This window comes from Staphylococcus sp. HMSC65H10 (assembly GCF_001839185.1).
Lineage (GTDB): Bacteria > Bacillota > Bacilli > Staphylococcales > Staphylococcaceae > Staphylococcus > Staphylococcus simulans.
Genome location: NZ_KV840375.1, coordinates 48434 through 67331, shown reverse-complemented (window position 1 = coordinate 67331; position 18898 = coordinate 48434). Strand labels below are relative to the sequence as shown.

The following is an 18898-nucleotide window of genomic DNA, read 5'->3' as shown; positions in this document are numbered from 1 at the left end:
AAAAGACGTAAATTATCAGAAGCAGACTGTTTAGGGAGAATAACCGTGACTGAAAGTTATTCCAGAATGCGATAATTTTTTTTCACCTTTTTGGCAACTTAAAGAAATTTAAGTCGGTTCATCACCGTTATCTATGATAAATCAAGTGTATGCGTATGCATAAATTTGGGTGGTACCACGGAAGACTTCGTCCCATATCTCAGGGATAGAAGTCTTTTTTTATTGGCAATATTATTTAGGAGGGGCAGATATGATTCAAACTGAAGAAATGAATCAGCTGAAATCAGAAGCTTTGGCCGATGTGTCACAAGCGTCAGATGAGAAAGCGTTACAAGATGTTAAAGTTAAATACTTAGGTAAAAAAGGTTCTGTTTCAGGTTTAATGAAACAAATGAAAGATTTATCAAATGAAGAAAAACCAAAATTCGGACAAGCAGTCAATGAAGTACGCCAAGCGATTGAACAAGCAATTGCTGAACGTAAAAAAGTGCTTGAACAAGAACGTTTAAATAAACAATTAGAAGAAGAAACAATTGATGTGACTTTACCAAGTCGCCAAATCAAACAAGGTGCAGCACACCCATTAACACGTACGATTCAAGAAATTGAAGATTTATTCTTAGGTTTAGGTTATGAAATTGTGAATGGTTATGAAGTAGAACAAGATTACTATAACTTCGAAGCATTAAACTTACCGAAATCACACCCAGCACGTGATATGCAAGATACATTCTATATCACAGAAGAAACGTTAATGCGTACACATACCTCACCTGTACAAGCACGTACACTTGAGAAACGTAATGGTCAAGGACCAGTTAAAATTATTTGTCCTGGTAAAGTATATCGTCGTGACTCAGATGATGCGACACACAGTCACCAATTCACACAAATTGAAGGCTTAGTTGTGGCAGAAAATATTAAAATGAGTGACTTGAAAGGTACGCTTGAACTTGTGGCAAAAAAATTATTCGGTGAAGAACGTGAAATCCGTTTGCGTCCAAGTTACTTCCCATTCACTGAACCTTCAGTAGAAGTCGATGTGTCTTGCTTCAAATGTGGCGGTAAAGGTTGTAACGTATGTAAAGGTTCAGGCTGGATTGAAATCTTAGGTGCCGGTATGGTGCATCCGAATGTTTTAGAAATGGCTGGTTTCGATTCTTCTAAATACACTGGATTCGCATTCGGTATGGGTCCTGACCGTATCGCAATGTTGAAATACGGTATTGAAGATATTCGTTACTTCTATACAAATGATGTCCGTTTCTTAGATCAATTCAAAGCTGTTGAAGATAGAGGTGAAGCATAATGTTTGTATCAAAAGAATGGTTAGAATCTTTAGTTGCGGTTAATGAACCGATTCAATCATTAGCTGAACGTATCACACGTACAGGGATTGAAGTCGATGACATCATTGATTACACAGCTGAAATTAAAAAATTAGTCGTAGGTTATGTGGAAAGTAAAACACAACATCCGAACGCAGATAAATTGAATATTTGTAAAGTGGATATCGGTGAAGAAGAACCCGTACAAATCGTATGTGGTGCACCTAACGTTGATGCTGGACAATATGTGATTGTCGCAACTGTCGGCGGTCGTTTACCAGGCGGCGTTAAAATTAAACGTGCGAAATTACGTGGTGAAGTTTCTGAAGGTATGATTTGTTCACTTCAAGAAATCGGCGTTCAAAGCAACGTGGTACCTAAAGCATTTGAAGAAGGAATTTATAACTTCCCGAATGAAGTTAAACCAGGTACTGATGCATTAGAAGCATTATACTTAAATGATCAAGTAATGGAATTCGACTTAACACCGAACCGTGCGGATGCATTAAGTATGGTAGGTGCTTCCTATGAAACATCAGCACTTTATGGTGCACCGTTAACATTACCAGAAACACAACCTGACACGACTGAAACTTCAGCATCTGAAGAAATTTCAGTAACAGTTGAAAATCCAGATAAAACACCTTATTACAGTGCGCGTGTCGTTAAAAACGTTAAAATCGGCCCATCTCCAATGTGGATGCAAGCACGATTAATGAAAGCCGGTATTCGTCCGATTAATAATGTCGTAGATATTTCAAACTATGTGTTATTAGAATACGGCCAACCACTTCATATGTTTGACCAAGATCATATCGGGTCTGACAAAATTGTCGTGCGCCAAGCTCAAGAAGGCGAAAAAATGACAACGTTAGATGATACAGAACGTGAATTATTAGCGTCAGATATCGTTATCACAAACGGCAAAGAACCGATTGCGCTTGGTGGTGTGATGGGTGGAGACTTCTCTGAAGTTACTGAACAAACACAAAATGTCGTGGTTGAAGGTGCAATTTTCGATCCTGTCAGCATTCGTCATACATCACGTCGTCTTAACTTACGTAGTGAATCTTCAAGCCGATTCGAAAAAGGAATTGCGACTGAATTTGTAGACCAAGCTGTAGACCGTGCATGTTACTTATTAGAACATTACGCACAAGGTGAAGTATTATCAGATCGCGTCGCATCAGGTGACTTAGGCGAATTTATTACACCGATCGAAATTACAGTTGATAAAATTAATAATACAATCGGTTCAGAAATGACAGTTGAAGCGATTGTGAAATCATTAAGTCAACTTGGTTTCAAAACTGAAAATAATGAAGGTAACTTAACAGTCTATGTTCCTTCACGTCGTAGAGATGTCAAAATCAAAGAAGACTTAATCGAAGAGGTGGCACGTATTTATGGTTATGATGAAATTCCATCAACATTACCAGTCTTCGAACAAGTTACAAGCGGTCAATTGACAGACCGTCAATCAAAAACACGTATTTTAAAACGTACATTAGAAGGTGCAGGTTTAAGTGAAGCAATTACGTATTCATTAGTAGACCGTGCACGTGGTAAAGCATTCTCAGTGAGTGACAAACCAAACATTGAATTGTTAATGCCGATGAGTGAAGCACACGCAGTATTACGTCAAAGTTTATTACCACATTTAATTGATGCGGTGGCTTATAACGTGGCACGTAAAAACACAAATGTATTCTTATATGAAATCGGTCGCGTCTTCTTTGCGAATGGCAAAGGTGAATTACCAGATGAGGTTGAATACTTAAGTGGTATTTTAACTGGTGAATATAGCAGCAACCAATGGCAAGGTAAAAAAGAATTAACAGATTTCTATCTTGCGAAAGGTGTCTTAGATGCAGTTGCGGAAAAATTAGATGTTACATTTGATTACGAGGCAACGCAAATGGATGGTTTACATCCAGGACGTACGGCAAATGTTTTATTAAATGGCGAAGTCATCGGCTTTATCGGTGAATTACACCCGCAATTAGCTGAAGAAAATGATTTGAAACAACGTACGTATGTCTTTGAATTAAATTACGATAAATTGATGAATGTTTCTGTGGGTTACATCAATTATGAACAAATCCCTAAATATCCTGGTGTAACGAGAGATATCGCATTAGAAGTAGATACAACAGTGTCAGCTGCTGAACTTATTAGCACAATCAAAGCACATGGCGGTAAAATCTTACAAGATGCGCAAGTTTTTGATGTCTATGAAGGCGAACATATGGAAGCTGGTAAGAAATCAGTTGCGATCCGTATCTCTTATTTAGATACAGAAAATACGTTAACAGACGAACAAGTGACAGCGGTTCATGATGAAATCGTGAATGCGTTAACTGCAGAAGGTGCAGTGATTCGTTAATTCGGTTCATTTGAAGAAAATGAAATATAAAAAAACAAGCTCTTTCTACACGGAACATGTGTGGAAGGAGCTTGTTTCATTTTATTTATATATAAAGTGTAAGCAACCTGTTAAGGTGATTAGTTGTTAAATTGTTTTTTGCGATAAAGGTCTAAGGCTTTGTCTCTATTTTTAAAGTCAGCTTTTGATATAGAGTCTAATGTCTCTGTACCGTATTGATCAATTAAACGAGCCGCAAATAAATCTACTGTTTGACTTGCCCCTTTTGGAATCGTTTGGTTTATTTTTTTGCCCATATGCTCCATATGTTTCACGAAAGCATAACGGGAAAGGATACTTGCGGCTGCGATGGCTAAAGATTTGGATTCACCTTTTGTTTCGAAACAAGTTTTGTCTGGATAAGGCATAGCTGTCAGTGCGTAATTTTGATAAACACCGCGTACCGCAAATTGGTCAATTACAATATAGTCTAAAGGGAAGTTTTGTGCTTCGATACGGTCTACCACGTTTTCAATGGCATGATTATGCAAGACCGCTTTCATTTTAACTTGTGACCAGCCGAGTTGTTTTTGTTCATTATATCTTTTGTTATCTAATGTTTGTAGTGAGTGGGGAAGGAATGTCACTAATTGCTCAGCTAATTTAACAATTTTATCATCTGATAATTTTTTAGAATCATCGACACCTAACGTTTTTAATACTTCGACATGTTCTTTTGACACATAAGCCGCACAAACAGTAAGCGGACCGAAATAGTCGCCGCTGCCTGCTTCATCACTGCCGATACAGTTGGATGTATTAAATGGATAATCACTGGAATTGATGATTGTTGTTTTCTTCTTCTTTGAGGGTGCTTTAGACGTTGAGGCAGCATTACCTAGTAATTGTTGTGAAACTGCTTCTGCTTGAGTGCCTTGAAACATGACTTTGTTGGAATTATAAATATGAATTGTTGTGCCTTGATATTTTGCGCGTGCGCGTGAGCCTTTGGGAAGATTCGTTGTGTCTGCGTTGATTTTGCTAAGTAATTGTTGAATTTGTTCTTCTGTTAATTTTAATACGACGTTCGCCATAGGGATGCTCCTTACTTGTAGTAGTATTCTTATTTTACTATAGGTGCCTGTCGCAATAAAAGGTTATATATTACAGTCTGTTTACATAACATTGGCAAAAAGCGTACACTACTTACATAATAAATGGCACTCGTGTATAATGGTTCGTGATGAATAAATAGAGTGGTTTTCAACAAATCAGTGTGAAAATCAGTTACGATTAATATAAGAGATACACTCATCAGTTGTCGTGGTGAATGAGTGAAAATAAGCAAGATTGGAGTTATCAAATTGGGCGAATTTAAAAATAGAATCAATGTTACGATTAATAACAAAAATTATACAATAGTCGGCGAAGATAATCCTGAGCATATACGTTATGTTGCGCATCTAGTAGATGAAAAAATTCAAGAATTAGGTCGTAAGAGTGCAGGGTTAGATACCACACGTAAAGCAGTATTAACTGCGGTTAACATTATGCATGAAAAGGTGTTATTAGAAGAAGAAAACCGTCGTTTGACACAAGAGTTGAATCGTTTAAAGCATGACGAACAGTAGGGTCTGCCTATGCTGCTAAATTTCTTCATCTTTTTTGTCTTTATTTTGATTGCCACTATGGGGTTTCGCAGAGGATTTTGGTGGAGTCTGCTTCATTTTATAAGTACGGTCGCTGCGTTTATCTTTGCGGCATTATGGTACGCACCGATTGCGAAGCAGTTAGAATTATATGTTCCGTTTCCTAAAACGAAAGCAGCACAAACACATTATTTTATACAATATGATGATATTCATCTGCGCTTTGAATATATTGTCGCGTTTATCATGATATTTCTAATCAGCAAGTTTATTTTATACCTTATTTTATCTGCGTTTGATAAAATAATGGTGACACAACCCATATCTATCTTGAATCGAAGTTTCGGTGTACTGCTTAGCTTGATCAGCTCTGTGGTCATTGTCTTGCTCGTATTATACTTGTGCAGCTTATATCCGAGCTTTTCGATTCAGCAGCAATTTGCACAATCGATTATCGCAAATTTGATACTCTTTCATACCCCATATCTGTCATCATTTGTGATGGCATTATAATTCAATGAATACAAAGACTAAACAAAGAGGAGGCTGACACATTCGCCAATCTGTTACAGATATACGAATGCCATCAAGTTCCTCTTTTTAATTGGAGTGAATAAAGTGAGTCAACATATTACAAAGAAAGATGTTGTGCGTTTATTAGAGAAGATTGCCACTTACATGGAGTTAAAAGGTGAAAATACATTCAAAGTGTCTGCTTATCGTAAAGCAGCGCAAAGTTTAGAAACAGATGAACGTACGATGGATGAAATTGAAGATGTCACAAAGCTTAAAAACATCGGTAAAGGTGTTGGCGAAGTTATCAATGAATATTTAGCAGCAGGTGAATCTGAAACACTTAAAGCATTAGAAGAAGAAGTGCCTGAAGGTTTAGTGCCATTATTGAAGATTCCAGGTCTTGGCAGTAAAAAGATTCATAAACTTTATAAAGAGCTTGGCATTACGAATAAAGAAGAGCTTGCACGTGCTTGTGAAAATAAAGAAGTCAGTGCGTTAAGTGGTTTCGGTAAAAAGACTGAAGAAAATATCTTAGCGGGTGTCAAAGTGCTAAGTGCACGTAAAGAACGTTATCCTATCAACTTATTGATTAAATTGAATCAAGAAATTGAAGAATATTTAGAGACGATTGATGCGTTAGAACAATATCATGTCGCAGGCAGTTTCCGCAGAGTGAAGGAAATGAGTAAAGATTTAGACTATATAATGAGTACAAATGATCCTGAGACTGTGCAACAAGCCTTATTAAAGGTGCCGCATAAAGTCAAAGATGTGGCAGTAGGATTAACGAAAGTATCGGTAGAAGTTGAATTTGAAGATGAAACAATTGAAATCGACTTCAGAATTGTTGAACCAAGCGCATATTATCATACGCTGCAACATTTTACTGGATCAAAAGATCATAATATCCGTATTCGTCAACTTGCGAAAGCACGCGGTGAAAAAGTCAGTGAATATGGCATTGAACAGCCAGATGGTTCTTTACTGCAATTAGACAGTGAAGCAGCTATCTATGAACATTTCGGACATGAATGGATTGCGCCGCCAATGCGTGTAGACGGCAGTGAATTTGACCGAGACTTATCTAATATTGTGACGTTAGATGATATTAAAGGCGATGTGCACATGCATACAACCATGAGTGACGGTGCCTTTAGTTTGCGTGAAATGATTGAAGCTAATATTCAAAAAGGCTATGAATATATGGTTATTACAGATCATTCACGTAGTTTACGTGTAGCACATGGTTTAGAAATTGAGCGTTTATTACGTCAAAATGAAGAGATTAAAGCGATGAATGAGGAATATGATGAAATTGATATTTACTCTGGAACTGAAATGGATATTTTAGCAGATGGTACATTAGATTATCCAGATGAGATATTAGCCCAGCTTGATTATGTTATCGCATCGATTCATCAAAGCTTTAATCAAACGGAAGAACAAATTATGCATCGCTTAGAACAAGCATGCCGTAATCCTTATGTGCGTCATATTGCACATCCAACAGGACGTATTATCGGTCGCCGTGACGGCTATAAAGTTAATATGGATCGATTATTCGAGCTAGCGAAAGAAACAGGCACCATTTTAGAAATCAATGCGAATCCATTACGTTTAGATTTAAGTGCAGAAGCGTTACGTCATCATCAAGATATTATGGTAACCATCAATACGGATGCACACCATATCGATAACTTAGAGTTGATGAAATATGGTATCGCGACAGCGCAAAAAGCTTTTATTGATAAATCACGTGTGTTGAACACTATGAGCAGAGAAGATTTCAAATCATTTATAAAAAATAATAAAAAGCTAAAGAAATAGAGGGATGTCAGTGAGACAGAAGACATTAGATGTGCTTGATTTCGATAAAATCAAAGCACTTGTAGAAAAAGAAGCTGTCAGTGACTTAGGACGAGAAAAAGCAGCGTCAATGTCACCAGCTTCTGATTATCAAACTGTTGTTCATCAAATAGATGAAACAGATGAAATATCTCAAATTTATAATAAGCATCGTTTACCGAGTTTGAGTGGTTTATCTAAAGTGTCACCGCTTATTCATCGTGCGAAAATCGGCAGTATGTTGAACGTACGTGAATTGAACCAGATTAAGCGTTTGATTCAAGTTCAAAATCAATATAAAACATTCTACAGTCAACTCTTAGAAGAAGAGGAAGCTATCAATTATCCGATTTTAGATGAGCGTATGACTCAATTGCCGATTCTTTCGGATTTGTATCAAGAAATTAAACAAAAATGTGATGCTTATGATTTATTTGATGATGCAAGCTATGAACTTCAAAGTATCAGAAGTCGCATTCATAGTACGTCACAACGCATTAAACAAAACTTAGACCGTGTGGTTAAAAGTCAATCGAACCAAAAGAAATTATCAGATTCGATTATTACAGTCAGAAATGATAGACATGTAATTCCAGTAAAAGCGGAATATCGTCAAGATTTCAATGGTATCGTTCATGACCAATCATCTTCAGGTCAAACGTTATATATTGAACCTTCTGCTGTGGTAGAAATGAATAACAAGATCAGCCGACTCCGTAATGATGAGAAAGCAGAAGTCGAACGTATTTTGACGGAGTTGACGTTAGAAGTTGCTGGTGAAGCGGATGCTTGTTTAATTGCAGAGTCTGTGATGGGACAAATCGACTTCTTAACTGCGAAAGCACGATACGGCAGTTCTATTAAAGGGACGAAACCTGAATTTACAGAAGAACGTAAGGTGTATTTACCAAAAGCATTCCATCCATTATTAGATCCAAAAACGGTTGTTGCGAATACTATTGAATTTGTAGATGGCATTCAAACTGTGATTATTACGGGTCCGAATACTGGTGGTAAAACTGTCACATTGAAAACGTTAGGTTTAATCATCGTGATGGCACAATCAGGTTTATTAATTCCAACATTAGACGGTAGTAAACTCGGTGTCTTTGATAATGTTTATTGTGATATCGGTGATGAACAATCGATTGAACAATCATTATCAACGTTCTCTTCTCATATGAAGAATATTGTAGAGATTTTAAAACATGCAGATCACAACAGTGTGATTCTCTTTGACGAACTTGGTGCTGGTACAGACCCAAGTGAAGGGGCAGCACTCGCAATGAGTATTTTAGATAATGTACAAAAACGTGGTGCATTAGTGATGGCTACGACACACTATCCTGAATTAAAAGCCTATAGTTATAACCGAGAGGGTGTCATGAACGCCAGTGTGGAATTCGATGTGAATACGCTCAGCCCAACGTATAAATTATTAATGGGTGTGCCTGGACGTTCAAATGCCTTTGAAATTTCAAGTAAACTCGGTTTGAACGGCAAAATTATTCGTGATGCGAAAGCGATGATTGGACAAGATGAGCAAGAAATCAATAATATGATTGCTTCACTAGAGAAGAATACGAAACGCGTAGATAATCAACGTATTGAATTAGAACAATTATTACGAGAAGCACAAGATTTACACCGTCAATTGAGTCAGAAATATGATCAATATCAAAATTACGAAAAACAATTGATGGATGAAGCGAAAACGAAAGCCAATCAACGTGTTAAAGCTGCGACAAAAGAAGCAGAAGAAATTATTTCAGATTTACGTCAGTTAAGAGATGAGAAAAACGCTGATGTGAAAGAGCACGAGTTGATTGAAAAACGTAAACACTTAGATGAGCAATATGAAGCAACTGACCTTAAACAAAATGTGAAGAAGAAAAAATGGGATGAGATTAAAGCTGGCGACGAAGTCAAAGTCTTAACCTATGGTCAAAAAGGTGAAGTGCTTGAAATCTTGGATGATGAAGAAGCAGTGGTTCAAATGGGCATCATTAAAATGAAATTACCGATTGCCGACTTAGAGAAGAAACAAAAGACACAAGAACCACAAACGAAAATGGTATCACGTTCGAACCGTTCTCCAGTGAAAATGGAGTTAGACTTAAGAGGTTATCGTTATGATGAAGCGGTAACAGCTTTAGATCAGTACCTAGATCAAGCCATGCTCAGCAACTACGAGAATGTTTATATTATTCACGGGAAGGGAACAGGAGCATTGCAGAAGGCAGTGCAACAACATTTGAAACGATATAAAAATATTGCCTCTTACCGCACGGGTACACCAAGTGAAGGTGGCTTCGGTGTAACAGTTGCGACGTTGAAATAATACGATTATGAAAATAATATGAAGAAATATAAAAAAGAATGTGGTTATGAGCAAAGCCGATGCAATTACAAATCGTATCTGATATACTTTGTTCATCATTAAAATTCCTAAGGAGGAACGATATTTATGGCATTAATTAAAGTTACTGATTCAGACTTTAACGAACAAGTTCAAAATGGTGTTAAATTAGTAGATTTCTGGGCAACTTGGTGTGGACCTTGTAAAATGATTGCACCTGTATTAGAAGAATTAGCTCAAGATTTCGACGGTAAAGCTGACATCTTAAAATTAGATGTTGACGAAAATCCTAACACTGCAGCTAAATTCGAAGTAATGAGTATCCCAACTCTAATCGTTTTCAAAGATGGAGAACCTGTTGATAAAGTTGTAGGTTTCCAACCTAAAGAAAACTTAGCTGAAGTATTAAACAAACACCTATAATTTTAAAATAATGCCGAGTTTCGGCGATTATGGTTGAAACTTCACGTTAAATATCGAATCAATCATTACAATAATGCGAGACCAGAATATAGTGTTCTGGTCTTTTTCATATGGAAATTTAAAGCGTTGGTTAAGCAAGCCAGTCGCTCGTATAAGCTGGTATTTGTTATAATAGTAAATTGAATTTCATAGTAAATCTATCAAACTTTAGGAGAAAGGAGGTTAATCGTTGGAAGACTATAAAGAAAAGATTAAACAGAAACTATCAGTGGTTCCGTTTGAACCTGGCTGTTATTTAATGAAAGACCGCAACGGTCAAGTCATTTATGTCGGGAAAGCTAAACGTCTGCGTAATCGATTGCGTTCTTATTTCACAGGTGCGCACGATGCGAAGACGACACGTTTAGTAGGAGAAATCCGTAATTTTGAATTTATCGTTACAGATAGTGAAACGGAATCGTTATTGTTAGAGCTGAATTTAATTAAACAATATCAACCTCGTTACAATATCTTGTTGAAAGATGATAAGAGCTATCCTTTCATTAAAATTACGAGAGAAAAATATCCACGTTTGTTGGTTACAAGAACTGTTAAAAAAGGGACAGGTAAATACTTTGGTCCTTATCCAAACGCATATTCAGCAGTAGAAACGAAAAAATTGTTAGACCGTATTTATCCATTCCGTAAATGTGATAAAATGCCGGATAAATTATGTTTGTATTATCACATCGGTCAATGCTTAGGCCCCTGTGTCTATGACGTAGATGAACAACAATATGCGCAAATGATTCAAGAAGTGACTGAGTTCTTAAATGGTGAAGATAAAACAATTCTTAAGAACTTAGAAGATCGCATGATGGCAGCGAGTGAACAATTAGACTTTGAACAAGCCAAAGAGTATCGTGATTTGATTCAACATATTCATAACTTGACGAAAAAACAAAACATCATGTCGACAGATAATAAAGCACGTGATGTATTTGGTTATAGTGTGTCGAAAGGTTGGATGTGTGTTCAAGTCTTCTTCGTCAGAAACGGGAATATGATTCAACGTGATACAACAATGATTCCACTTCAACAAACAGAAGAAGAGGAGTTCTATACGTTTATCGGTCAATTCTATCAATTGAATCAACATCTTTTACCGAAAGAAGTGCATGTGCCGAAAAATTTGGATGCTAACATGATTCAATCGGTTGTAGATACAAAAATTGTGCAACCAGTCAGAGGCCAAAAGAAAGATTTAGTTGAGATGGCGAATCATAACGCTGAAATTTCATTAGAAAATAAATTCGAATTGATTGCGAGAGACGAGTCTAGAACAATCAAAGCGATTGAAGAGCTTGGAGAACAAATGGGAATTCAAACGCCGATTCGTATTGAAGCGTTTGATAACTCTAACATTCAAGGTGTTGATGCAGTGTCTGCGATGGTTACTTTTGTTGATGGTAAACCAGATAAAAAAGGATACCGCAAATATAAAATTAAAACGGTTGATGGCCCGGATGATTATAAATCCATGCAAGAAGTGATCCGTAGACGTTATACACGTGTATTGAACGATGGTTTACCGTTACCTGATCTTATTATTGTCGATGGCGGTAAAGGACAGATGTCTGTAGCTATTGATGTACTTGAGAATGAATTAGGATTAGATATTCCTGTCGCAGGCTTACGTAAAAATGATAAGCATAGAACGTCAGAACTGTTGTATGGTGTAAACGCAGAAGTAGTTCCGCTTAAGAAGAACAGTCAAGCGTTCTATTTACTGCAACGAATTCAAGATGAAGTCCACCGTTTTGCGATTACATTCCATAGACAAACAAGACAAAAACATGGTTTGACATCTGTGTTGGATAATATTGATGGTATCGGACCAAAACGTAAAACGAAGTTGTTAAGAACGTTTGGTTCTGTGAAGAAAATGAAAGCAGCCACGGTTGCGGAGCTTCAAGAAATTGGTTTTCCTAAAAAAATAGCTGAGAATTTACTACAAGAATTAAATAAGGAAGAACAAAAAAGTTAGAAGCGGTATATTCTGAAGTGAAAGCTGAAGGAGGTGCCGCTTTCAGCTTAATTTTAAGTCTATTTGAAGCTGAATTTAAACTAAGATTGAAAAAAATCCATTGATAATAATTCTCATGCCCAAAAGGCTGTGAAAAAATGTTACAATATCGTTAACGAGATTTTATTTTTTTAGGTGCGTTTGTAAACGCTTTCTAAATGAAAACGATTCTCACTTAATGTGTAATTGAATACAATTGCCTCGATTGTAAGGGATTGCAGCGGTCATCGGTTCAGCATATACAGCTAAGATAGGGGTCCATACATAGAGAAAAATGGCGCTGAGCTGCCGTGCTGATTGCAGTGTTTTACAACTCCCAGCAGGGCTGTTCGTTGGTGGTTGAGTCATTTGTATTGATTTTACTTAATTTTGTGAGCATTTGGAGCATTTCAACAAACCTGAAAATGAAATCAATTAATATCATTTGTTTCACAGGGGGGACTTCCTTTTGGGTTATACTAAGAATCAATTTTATTTAAGACGCATACACTCGTTACTAGGGGTTATTCCGATCGGTGCATTCTTATTAGTGCATTTGACAGTTAACCACCAAGCGACTAAAGGAGCAGGAGCTTTCAACCAAGCAGCAGGATTTATGGAATCATTACCATTCTTGTTAGCACTTGAAATCTTCTTAATTTACTTACCAATTCTTTATCATGCGTTATACGGTATTCACATTGCATTCACGGCTAAAGAGAACGTCGGCCATTATTCATGGTTCAGAAACTGGATGTTCTTATTACAACGTATCACAGGTGTTTTAGCGTTTATCTTTATCGCAATCCACTTCTATCAAACAAAAGTGGAAATGTGGTTAGGGCATAAAGAACTAGGATTCAACATGATGCAAGACTACTTAAGCAATCCATTCTGGTTAATCTTCTACCTTGTTTTAACAGTAGCAGTAATTTTCCACTTTGCGAACGGTTTATGGTCATTCCTAGTAACATGGGGTGCCTTACAATCAGCTAAATCACAACGCGTATTTACATGGGTATCATTAGTAGTATTCGTTATTGTTTCTTACATCGGTGTAAGTGCAATCTTAGCGTTCGTATAAGAGCAATAGCATAGCGTAAATAAAGGTTATATTTTCAGGGAGTGACATTTATATGGCAGAGAAAAAAGTTATTGTTGTCGGTGGAGGACTTGCCGGTCTGATGTCAACAATTAAAATAGCAGAACAAGGTGTACATGTTGATTTATTCTCAGTAGTACCCGTAAAACGTTCGCACTCTGTGTGTGCGCAAGGGGGTATTAACGGAGCGGTTAATACAAAAGGTGAAGGCGACTCACCTTGGATCCACTTTGACGATACAGTTTATGGCGGGGACTTCTTAGCGAACCAACCACCAGTTAAAGCAATGGCGGATGCAGCGCCGAAAATTATTCACTTATTAGACCGCATGGGTGTAATGTTCAACAGAACACCTGAAGGTTTACTTGACTTCCGTCGTTTCGGCGGTACGTTGCATCACAGAACGGCATATGCCGGTGCAACAACTGGTCAACAGTTATTATATGCATTAGATGAACAAGTTCGTAAGTTCGAAGTAGACGGTCTTGTGACAAAATACGAAGGTTGGGAATTCTTAGGTGTTGTGAAAGACGAAAACAACGCAGCGTGTGGTATCGTCGCACAAAACTTAACAGATGCGAAAATCGATGCATTCCGTTCTGATGCAGTAGTGATGGCAACAGGCGGTCCTGGTATTATCTTCGGTAAAACTACAAACTCAATGATCAATACAGGTTCAGCAGCATCTATCGTGTATCAACAAGGTGCAGTTTATGCGAACGGTGAATTTATCCAAATCCACCCAACAGCGATTCCTGGTGACGACAAATTACGTTTAATGAGTGAATCAGCACGTGGTGAAGGTGGACGTATTTGGACTTATAAAGACGGTAAACCTTGGTATTTCTTAGAAGAGAAATATCCGGATTACGGTAACTTAGTACCTCGTGACATCGCAACACGTGAAATCTTCGACGTATGTGTGAACCAAAAATTAGGTATCAATGGTGAAAACATGGTATACCTAGATTTATCACACAAAGATCCGCATGAATTAGACGTTAAATTAGGCGGTATCATCGAAATTTATGAAAAATTCACAGGCGATGACCCACGTAAAGTACCAATGAAAATCTTCCCAGCAGTTCACTATTCAATGGGTGGATTATACGTAGACTATGATCAAATGACTACAATTGACGGTTTATTCGCAGCAGGTGAATGTGACTTCTCACAACACGGCGGTAACCGTTTAGGTGCAAACTCATTATTATCAGCGATTTATGGCGGTACAGTAGCTGGACCGAACGCTGTAAAATATATCGACACTGTTGAACATTCATATACTGAATTAGACGACAGTCTTTACCAAGACTTAATCGATAAAGAACAAAAACGTTTTGACGATTTATTAAACATGAGAGGGACAGAAAATGCCTTCAAACTTCACCGTGAACTTGGTGAAATCATGACGAAAAACGTAACAGTAGTTCGTGATAACAAACGTTTACTAGAAACAGATGAAAAAATTCTTGAGTTGATGAGACGTTATCAAGATATTGACATGGAAGATACACAAACTTGGAGTAACCAAGCTGTATTCTTCACACGCCAATTATGGAATATGTTAGTACTTGCTCGTGTGATTACAATCGGTGCATATAACCGTAATGAATCACGTGGTGCACACTACAAACCAGAATTCCCTGATCGTAACGACGAAGAGTGGTTAAAAACAACAAAAGCGTTTTACGAAGGTATCGATAATCCACCAAGATTCGAATACGAAGATGTGGATATCAGCTTAATTCCACCACGTAAACGTGACTACTCATCTAAATCAAAATCTAGTAAAGAAGATTCAAGTAAGGAAGAAGGGAGCAAATCATAATGGCAGAAGAAGTTAAAGATGAAGCGGTTCAACAACCAGCTCAAAATAGCTCTAAAACTGTAACTTTAATCATTAAGCGACAAGATACTGCGGACTCACAGCCATATGAAGAAAAATTTGAAATTCCTTATCGTGAGAATTTAAACGTGATTGCTTGTTTGATGGAAATCAGACGTAATCCGTATAATACAAAAGGGGAAAAAGTTGCGCCAGTAACATGGGACATGAACTGTTTAGAGGAAGTTTGCGGTGCTTGTTCAATGGTTATCAATGGTCATGCACGTCAAGCATGTTCAGCGATTGTAGACCAATTAGAACAACCTATCCGTTTAGAACCAATGAGCACATTCCCAATCGTACGTGACTTACAAGTTGATCGTTCTCGTATGTTCGATAACTTAAAACGTATGAAAGCATGGGTACCGATTGACGGTACGTATGACTTAGGTCCTGGACCACGTATGCCTGAGAAAAAACGTCAAACAGCGTATGAATTATCTAAATGTATGACATGCGGTGTGTGTTTAGAAGTTTGTCCTAACGTAACAAGTAAAAACGAATTCGTAGGGGCACAAGCAATTTCACAAGTACGTTTATTCAACTTGCATCCAACAGGTTCAATGACTAAAGACGAACGCTTAGACGCTTTAATGGGCGGCGGCGGACTTCAAGAATGCGGTAACTCACAAAACTGTGTGAATGCTTGTCCTAAAGGTATTCCTTTAACAACTTCAATCGCAGCGTTGAACAGAGAAACTTCATTCTACATGTTCAAATCATTCTTTGGTTCTGACCACCAAGTACAATAATTTGATAATAAATCAAGAGGCAGGAGTGCGACTCCTAGCCTCTTTTTTAGTGGAAGAAAGGAAGTCGAAGATGAAAATCAGAACAGAACAATCAAATGATGAACAAGCTATAGAACGATTGATTCAAGCAGCTTTTGATACTGTTGAGATGAGTGATCAGACGGAACATCTATTAGTCCAACGTTTAAGAAAAAGTACCGCTTATGTACCTGAACTCTCTTTGGTCGCTCTATCAGAACAAGAGGAGATTATCGGTCATATTATGATGTCTAAGATTACTATTGGGTTTGAAACGCCGTCATTAGCGCTTGCACCATTAAGTGTAGCGCCGAATTATCAAAGACAAGGCGTAGGAACGAAGTTGGTTGAAACAGCATTAGAAACCGCAAGACAACTAGGTTATCAATCAGTTGTAGTTTTAGGTGACCCAACTTATTACCAGAAGTTCGGGTTTGAACTGGCTGCGGCTTATCATATTTTTGGACCAATGAAAGAGATGGAACCTTATTTAATGATTTTGGAATTGAAGGAAAATGTGCTAATGAATATGAGTGGAGAGGTACATTATTCTGAAGCTTTTAATCTTTAAAGCGTTTTCGTCTACATTTTGTCTCGTGAAACCAAATAACCATTCATGCAATCTAATTCAGGGTTATGATAAAATATAGTCTAAGAATGCTTTAGTGTGAGGATGAAAAAGACATGAATAAACCCATCGGAGTAATTGACTCAGGAGTCGGCGGCCTCACTGTAGCCAAAGAAATAATACGTCAGCTGCCAAATGAAACGATCTATTATCTTGGTGATAGCGCCAGATGTCCATATGGACCAAGAGATGGCAAGCAAGTATGTGATTTCACGGTACAGCTTGCGAATAAATTAATGGAATATGATATTAAAATGTTGGTTATCGCATGTAATACCGCAACGGCTGTCGCATTAGATACGTTGAAAGCCTTATTACCGATTCCGGTAATCGGTGTAATTGAACCTGGCTCGCGTACTGCGATTATGACGACACAAAATAATAAAGTAATGGTGTTGGGTACTGAAGGGACAATTAAATCAGAAGCTTATACAAAACATATACAAGCGATTAATCCGCATGTTGAAGTCACAGGAGTTGCATGTCCGGATTTTGTACCTTTAGTGGAACAAATGCGTTATCATGATCCCGTCGCAACAAATATTGTGATTCATCAGACGTTAAAACAATATAGAAATAATGATGCTGATACGGTAATTTTAGGATGTACGCATTATCCGTTACTCTTCCAACCGATTTATGATTATTTCGGTGGTAATAAAACTGTGATATCATCTGGTTTAGAAACAGCACGTGAGGTCAGTGCGTTATTGACGTTCAGTCATGAACATGCGCATTATACCCCACATCCGAAACATCGCTTCTTTGCGACAGGGGATACAAAACATATCCAATACATCATTGGACAATGGTTAAAAATAGATAATGTTGAAGTAACACATGTGAAAGTGGATTAATATTGAGGTGAAGGACATGGAAGATTTAGTAATTGCGACAAACAACAAAGGAAAAATCAACGACTTTAAAGTCATCTTTCCTGAATACAATGTGATTGGTATCAGTGAATTAATTTCAGACTTTGATGTCGAAGAAACAGGGACAACATTTGAAGAAAATGCAAAATTAAAATCTGAGGCAGCAGCTCAAGCGTTAGGCAAACGTGTCATCGCAGACGACAGCGGCTTAACAGTGGATGCGTTAAATGGGGAACCTGGTATTTATTCAGCGCGTTATGCTGGAGAAGATAAAGATGATAATGCGAATATTGAAAAGTTATTAGAGAAATTAAAAGGTAACAGCCGCCACCGTACGGCAGAATTCGTTTGTGTCATCAGCATGAGTGCACCAGGCGAAGAAACTGTGACATTTGAAGGCACAGTCAGCGGTGTAATTACAATGGAAAAATTAGGTGAACATGGTTTCGGTTATGATCCGATATTCTATGTACCAAGAATGCATAAAACAATGGCACAATTAACGGATCAAGAAAAAGGTGAAATCAGCCATAGACGTCAAGCAATTGATAAATTAAAAGCTTATTTAAAGGGTGATCAAATTTGAGACGTTGGATTATTGTAAGTGACAACCACACAGAGTCTGGTATTTTATTTGAAGTGGTGAACCACTATGACCAAGTTGATGTTGCGTTGCATTTAGGTGATTCAGAGTTCCAATATGATGATACAGAATTAAGTTTATACCATCGCGTTAAAGGTAACTGTGATTTCTATCCAGAGTTTCCAAATGAAAATGTCATCAGTGATGAAGGTTTGCGTGCTTTCTATACACATGGACATTTATACAGAGTGAATACGACACGTCAACTTCTAGCTGAAAAAGCTAAAGAAGAAAATTGTCAGTTAGCCTTTTATGGACATACACATATTGCTCGTTATGAAGAAATAGAAGGGGTACATGTGATTAATCCAGGCAGTATTTCACAATCAAGAAGTATGATGGAAGAAACTTATGCTGAACTTTTAGTAGACTTTCAAAATGTCACATTGAATTTCAGAAATAGAAATCATGACATTATTGAAACAGTTGAATTTAAAGTAAACGGTTAAAATTGAAAAATAAC

At 37.4% G+C, this 18898-nt stretch carries 16 protein-coding genes; 15 read left to right on the top strand and 1 reads right to left on the bottom strand.

What is annotated here, in order from left to right; translation table 11 throughout:
- Positions 1 to 250: 250 nt before the first annotated feature.
- Entirely contained in the window at positions 251 to 1309 is a 1059-nt protein-coding gene (pheS, locus tag HMPREF3270_RS09790; protein WP_002480560.1) for a phenylalanine--tRNA ligase subunit alpha, read from the top strand.
- Positions 1309 to 3714, top strand: coding sequence for a phenylalanine--tRNA ligase subunit beta (pheT, locus tag HMPREF3270_RS09785; protein WP_070848756.1), 2406 nt, complete (start codon positions 1309 to 1311; stop codon positions 3712 to 3714). Before pheS ends, pheT begins: the two co-directional genes overlap by 1 nt.
- 119 nt (positions 3715 to 3833) lie before the next feature.
- Here the strand turns inward: pheT and rnhC are convergent, their stop codons facing one another.
- Positions 3834 to 4787, bottom strand: coding sequence for a ribonuclease HIII (gene rnhC / locus HMPREF3270_RS09780; protein WP_070848757.1), 954 nt, complete (start codon positions 4785 to 4787; stop codon positions 3834 to 3836).
- A gap of 270 nt (positions 4788 to 5057) precedes the next feature.
- Between rnhC and zapA the strand changes: the two genes are divergently transcribed.
- The 13 genes from zapA to HMPREF3270_RS09715 all read left to right on the top strand — a co-directional run bounded on the left by zapA (position 5058) and on the right by HMPREF3270_RS09715 (position 18884).
- A complete protein-coding gene (gene zapA, locus HMPREF3270_RS09775) occupies positions 5058 to 5324 on the top strand; it encodes a cell division protein ZapA (protein ID WP_002480563.1) in 267 nt (88 codons plus the stop codon).
- 9 nt (positions 5325 to 5333) lie between these two features.
- A complete protein-coding gene (locus HMPREF3270_RS09770; protein WP_070848758.1) occupies positions 5334 to 5855 on the top strand; it encodes a CvpA family protein in 522 nt (173 codons plus the stop codon).
- Between the two features lie 117 nt (positions 5856 to 5972).
- Positions 5973 to 7685 carry a DNA polymerase/3'-5' exonuclease PolX gene (gene polX, locus HMPREF3270_RS09765; RefSeq protein WP_070848778.1) on the top strand — a complete coding sequence of 571 codons (1713 nt, stop codon included), beginning with the start codon at positions 5973 to 5975 and terminating at the stop codon, positions 7683 to 7685.
- Positions 7686 to 7695: 10 nt separating this feature from the next.
- On the top strand, positions 7696 to 10044 hold the full coding sequence (locus tag HMPREF3270_RS09760; protein ID WP_070848759.1) for an endonuclease MutS2: 2349 nt from the start codon (positions 7696 to 7698) through the stop codon (positions 10042 to 10044).
- A 126-nt stretch (positions 10045 to 10170) separates the two neighbouring features.
- A complete protein-coding gene (gene trxA, locus HMPREF3270_RS09755; RefSeq protein WP_002480567.1) occupies positions 10171 to 10485 on the top strand; it encodes a thioredoxin in 315 nt (104 codons plus the stop codon).
- A 229-nt stretch (positions 10486 to 10714) separates the two neighbouring features.
- Positions 10715 to 12511 (top strand): excinuclease ABC subunit UvrC, encoded by a 1797-nt coding sequence (uvrC, locus tag HMPREF3270_RS09750; RefSeq protein WP_070848760.1) that lies wholly within the window; start codon positions 10715 to 10717, stop codon positions 12509 to 12511.
- A gap of 487 nt (positions 12512 to 12998) precedes the next feature.
- Positions 12999 to 13613 carry a succinate dehydrogenase cytochrome b558 subunit gene (locus HMPREF3270_RS09745; RefSeq protein ID WP_002480569.1) on the top strand — a complete coding sequence of 205 codons (615 nt, stop codon included), beginning with the start codon at positions 12999 to 13001 and terminating at the stop codon, positions 13611 to 13613.
- A gap of 52 nt (positions 13614 to 13665) precedes the next feature.
- On the top strand, positions 13666 to 15462 hold the full coding sequence (gene sdhA, locus HMPREF3270_RS09740) for a succinate dehydrogenase flavoprotein subunit (RefSeq protein ID WP_070867248.1): 1797 nt from the start codon (positions 13666 to 13668) through the stop codon (positions 15460 to 15462).
- Positions 15462 to 16271 (top strand): succinate dehydrogenase iron-sulfur subunit, encoded by an 810-nt coding sequence (gene sdhB / locus HMPREF3270_RS09735; protein ID WP_002480571.1) that lies wholly within the window; start codon positions 15462 to 15464, stop codon positions 16269 to 16271. Before sdhA ends, sdhB begins: the two co-directional genes overlap by 1 nt.
- A 70-nt stretch (positions 16272 to 16341) precedes the next feature.
- Positions 16342 to 16860 (top strand): GNAT family N-acetyltransferase, encoded by a 519-nt coding sequence (locus tag HMPREF3270_RS09730; RefSeq protein ID WP_060803923.1) that lies wholly within the window; start codon positions 16342 to 16344, stop codon positions 16858 to 16860.
- A gap of 113 nt (positions 16861 to 16973) precedes the next feature.
- A complete protein-coding gene (racE, locus tag HMPREF3270_RS09725; RefSeq protein ID WP_002480573.1) occupies positions 16974 to 17774 on the top strand; it encodes a glutamate racemase in 801 nt (266 codons plus the stop codon).
- 16 nt (positions 17775 to 17790) lie between these two features.
- Positions 17791 to 18378 (top strand): XTP/dITP diphosphatase, encoded by a 588-nt coding sequence (locus HMPREF3270_RS09720; protein WP_023015785.1) that lies wholly within the window; start codon positions 17791 to 17793, stop codon positions 18376 to 18378.
- Entirely contained in the window at positions 18375 to 18884 is a 510-nt protein-coding gene (locus HMPREF3270_RS09715; RefSeq protein ID WP_070848761.1) for a YfcE family phosphodiesterase, read from the top strand. The genes HMPREF3270_RS09720 and HMPREF3270_RS09715 overlap by 4 nt, the downstream gene beginning before the upstream one ends.
- Positions 18885 to 18898: the final 14 nt, after the last annotated feature.